This window comes from Inquilinus sp. (assembly GCF_057815775.1).
The window spans coordinates 1-4,109 of record NZ_JBYRFX010000535.1; the positions used below are offsets into that span (position 1 = coordinate 1).

General features: G+C 65.3%; 4 protein-coding genes. 2 read left to right on the forward strand and 2 right to left on the reverse strand.

Annotated features, from left to right (window positions below):
- The coding region (locus tag AC3XYG_RS18685) for a M10 family metallopeptidase C-terminal domain-containing protein (protein WP_489141363.1) at positions 1-415 on the forward strand (415 nt) is incomplete at its 5' end.
- Between the two features lie 90 nt (positions 416-505).
- On the opposite strand, the gene AC3XYG_RS18690 is transcribed toward AC3XYG_RS18685, so the two are convergent.
- A complete protein-coding gene (locus AC3XYG_RS18690; RefSeq protein ID WP_489141364.1) occupies positions 506-799 on the reverse strand; it encodes a hypothetical protein in 294 nt (97 codons plus the stop codon).
- A gap of 82 nt (positions 800-881) precedes the next feature.
- Complete coding sequence (locus tag AC3XYG_RS18695) at positions 882-3,491, reverse strand: glycosyltransferase (protein ID WP_489141365.1); 2,610 nt, start codon at positions 3,489-3,491, stop codon at positions 882-884.
- Between the two features lie 321 nt (positions 3,492-3,812).
- Here AC3XYG_RS18695 and AC3XYG_RS18700 point away from each other — a divergent pair.
- Positions 3,813-4,109, forward strand: a 297-nt coding sequence (locus AC3XYG_RS18700; RefSeq protein WP_489141366.1) for a sugar phosphate nucleotidyltransferase, incomplete at its 3' end; no start/stop codon positions are given.

A 4,109-nucleotide genomic window follows, 5' to 3' on the forward strand; every position in this document is an offset into this window, starting at 1 on the left:
CTACGGCTCGGCCTTCAACGACACGCTGATCGGCAACAACCTGACCAATGTGCTGCTCGGCAACACCGGCCAGGACACCCTGACCGGTGGCGGTGCCAACGACTATTTCGTCTTCCAATCGGTCAACGACAGCACGGTGGCGGCGCCGGACACCATCACCGACTTCTCCCATGCCGAGGGCGACAAGATCGACCTGCGGCCGATCGATGCCGACGGCAACGCCGGCAACGGCAACACCGCCTTCACCTTCACCGATGGCGGCGCCTTCACCAACACCGGGCATGAGGTGATCGTCCAGTCGGCCGGCGAAGGCGTCTACACGGTGCTGGCCGACATCAACGGCGACGGCACGGCCGACATGGCCATCACCGTCCATTCCTCCACCGCCCTGGTGGCCGGCGACTTCCTGCTCTGACCGGATGCGGCGGTCGCTCGATGGGGCGACCGCCGCCCAAGGCGCACCGGACCATGTCGCTGTTCAGCGACACAGCCTGAGCTCCCAGCTCTAATCCTCTTCCGAGACCGACAGGGACGGCATGCCGTAGGACAGGGTGAGGTGTGCCCACAGCGCCAGCAGGCTGCAGAACAGCGTCGTCGACCCCAGCCAGGGCCATGACCAGGCCGATGCGGCGGCGAGGATCGCCAGGATCGTGCCGGTGCCCGGCATCAATCCGAGAAAGGCCGCGGCCAGCACGGCCACGGCAAGGGGAATGCCGGTCCAGGCCACCAGACCGCCGCAGATCACGATCGCCTGGAAGATCGACAGCCCGGCATAGCCCACGACAACCAGGAACGGCACGGCCCGGACCTCTCTGCGGTGACCGGAGGACATAAAAAATCCGGGCCGGCGCGAGGCCGGCCCGGCGTCTCGTCTTCCGCCCTCAGGCCTTCGTAAGATGCGTGCGGATGCGCCCGGCCAGGCCCTGGCTCCAGCCACCGAAGTCGTAGTCGGTGAAGATCCGCGCCTGGCCCTTGAGGGCGCGGGCCTTGGCTGCCTCGTGATCGGCCACGATGGCCCGCATCGCCGTCGCCGCCTGGTCCACCCGCGGGCTGGCCCAATGGCCGACATAGGATTTGCTGCGCATCTGTTCCGGCGGCGTCGGGGTCACGTCGACATCGACCAGGAAGGCATTGTCCGCATCGCAGAAATCCTGGGTGCCGGAGTAGTCGGACACGATCACCGGCTTGCCCAGCATCATCGCGTCGGCGATGCCGTAGCCGAAGCCTTCGGCCCGGTGCAGCGCGACGAAGACGTCGGAGGAGTCGATCAGCGACCAGTATTCCGCATCGGTCAGGTTGCCCTCGACGATCTCGATCCGGGAGTCGCCGGTAATGCGCTCCTCGACCTCCTCCCAATAGCCGTCGAAGTTGCTCCAATGCGCCGGGTCGATCTCCCGCATCTTCAAGAGCAGGCGGACCTCGTCATCGCTGTCGGCGAAGGCCTGCTGGAACGCCTTGACCACCGAGAGCGGGTTCTTGCGCACGATCGAGGAGCCGAATTCGGCCAGCGACAGGAAGATCAGCTCGCTCGGGCTGCGCCGGAAGCGCTCCAGGAACGGGCTGAACACCCGGCTCGGCGGATGCTCCAGGCCCTTCTTGATGTTGGTGATCGGCGTCGCCGTGATTTTGCGGTAGCCGTCGGCGACGAAGCCGGACGGCGCCCAGATCTCGTCCACCGCATTGCAGCCGAGCAGGTGGGTTTCCGGTGGCGTGTCGGTTTCCCAGAGGTAGAAGCCGATGATGTGCGCGTCCTCGCAGATCGAGGCGAAGCGGGCGATCATCTCCGGCGCCCGGTCGGCGTTGACGCACAGCAGCACCACCCGGGCGCGGATGTTCATGTCCTCGCGGTAGCGCCCCTCGGGATTGACGCACTGCCCGTCATCGGCGTTGAACACCAGCGGGTCGAGATCGGCCAGCGCCTCGACGAACATGTTCAGGTTGCGGCCGAGCCCGGTGGCGTTGGCGTGGCCGACGATGACCAGGTCGATGTGCTGGATCGCCGGGTCGTCCGCCACCGCCGTCGCCAGCTCCGGCGCCGCGGCCGAGATCGCGGCCAGCTTCGGCGCGCGGGCATAGACCGCATCGACCAGCTGCTGGCGCAGGGCCTCGGGGCCACGCTCGGCGATCAGCTCTTCCGGCACGGCGCGGCCGTTCAAGAGCGAGATCAGGGCCAGGTCGAAGCGGCTGAAATTGCCGGCCACCTCATGCGGGGTCGAGCCCCAGAACGACATCCAGTTGCGCGGGTTGAAGGAGCAGCGGTTGTCCTCGACCAGGTCGGCCAGCACCTCCTTGAAGGACAGGGTCAGCGCGTAGCCGGTGTCCATCATCTTGTGGGTGATGCCCTCGTCCTCATGCCGGAACAGCCAGTACCAGCTCCACGGCACGGCGCGCGACCGGTAGGCATCGACCACCTGGCTCAGCCGCTCCTTCAGCGACTTGGTGATCAGCAGCTGGTTGTTCTTGTCGCTGATGAAGGGCGCGGTGGCGAACTTGTACTGGATCTTGCGCAGGCCTTCGTCGCTGAAGATGTCGATGTGCTGGTAGTGCCGGCGCCAGAACGCGAACAGGCCGAGCGACACGTCGTTCTTCAGGGCCCGCTTGTTGAACACCCCTTCCGACAGCGCCTCGGCGATCTCGTTGGTCATGCAGAAGATGCTGCGCCGGTCCGCATACTCCATGATGTCGGAGATGATCCACTGCGACGTGCCGTAATAGCCGACCAGGTTCTTGGTGTCGCAATCGTACTTGTTCGCCATGTAGCGCAGGAATTCCGGCACCCGGCCCTTGATCTTCTCGCCGGCCGAATCGCCCGGCGAGGCGTCGAGGCGGGCCATGGTGTTCGGCAGATGGCTCTTCGCCTTGTAGCGGGCGCCGAGATAGCCGTAATTGCCGATCATGTCGGTGACATGGCCGGCCAGCTCGTGCAGCGCGTCCGGGTCCTTCCAGAACGCCAGGCCGGTGAAGGCCGGGCCGGGGATGACGGTGCCGTCGAGATTGAAGGCGAGCGAGCGGTGCCGCGCATGCAGCCGGGTGGCGGCGAAGGCCAGCCGGCCGCTTTCCGGGTCTGTCCGGGCGTCGAACACCGTCTTGCCGTCGATCACCAAAGCGAGGTCGACAGGCTCGGCCGGGTCGTACTGGTTGATGCCCCAGAGATGCAGCATGCCGTCTTCGACGAAGATGCCGCCGATCGCCGGCTGGTCGAGCGGCGACAGCACATGGTTGTGCTGGGAGAGACACAGGGCCGCCGCAGCCTTCGCGGTTTCCACCGGGTCGAAATCTTCGCCCGAATCGCGGGCCACGCCGTGCAGCCGGTCGAGCAGGATGGTCCGCCGGGTCTGCGACGCAGCGCCGCTGCCGCCCTGGGACAGCTGGGACCGGGCGCTGACGCCGTCCCAATCCGCCGCATCGATCAGATCCTGCAGCTCATGGGAATCGATCGCGGAACCGGAGGTATCGGGAATCACAGCCGCGACCAAAGCTTGAATCTTCATTGCCGACGATCCTTCGACCGGGAAGACAGGGATCCGAAAGGGCGACTGGACGTCCCGCCCGGAATCGAAGACTATGCTGCAGCGCACTCAAATTCAAATCATAACGACATGAAACCTGATTTCGTGTCGATACAGCGGCGGAAACCCTGATCGAGCGGATGCCGGCCAAGATTTCCGCGTTGCGTGAGCCATATCGGCGTATGTCATCACTCGAATGGCTCGGAAATGCGGGAGTTTTGCGCCGTATCCATATGGTTTTGTAGATGTTGAAGTCGTGATCTCGATCACCGATACAGACACAACATCTGAAATCTGGAGCGGATGATGATTCGAACCAACCAGCCTGTCGTCCCCGTGGTGTTGTCGGGCGGTTCGGGAACGCGGCTGTGGCCCTTGTCGCTGGCGGGCTATCCCAAGCAGTTCCTGCCGCTGATCTCCGGCGGCACCATGATCCAGGAGACGGTGGCCCGGGTGGGTGAGGCCGATGGCTTCGCACCGCCGGTGTTCATCTGCGCCGACGACCATCGCTTCGTCGTCGCCGAACAGATGCGCCAGATCGGCGTCGCGCCGGATGCCATCATCCTCGAGCCCGCCGCCCGCAACACCGCCCCGGCCGTC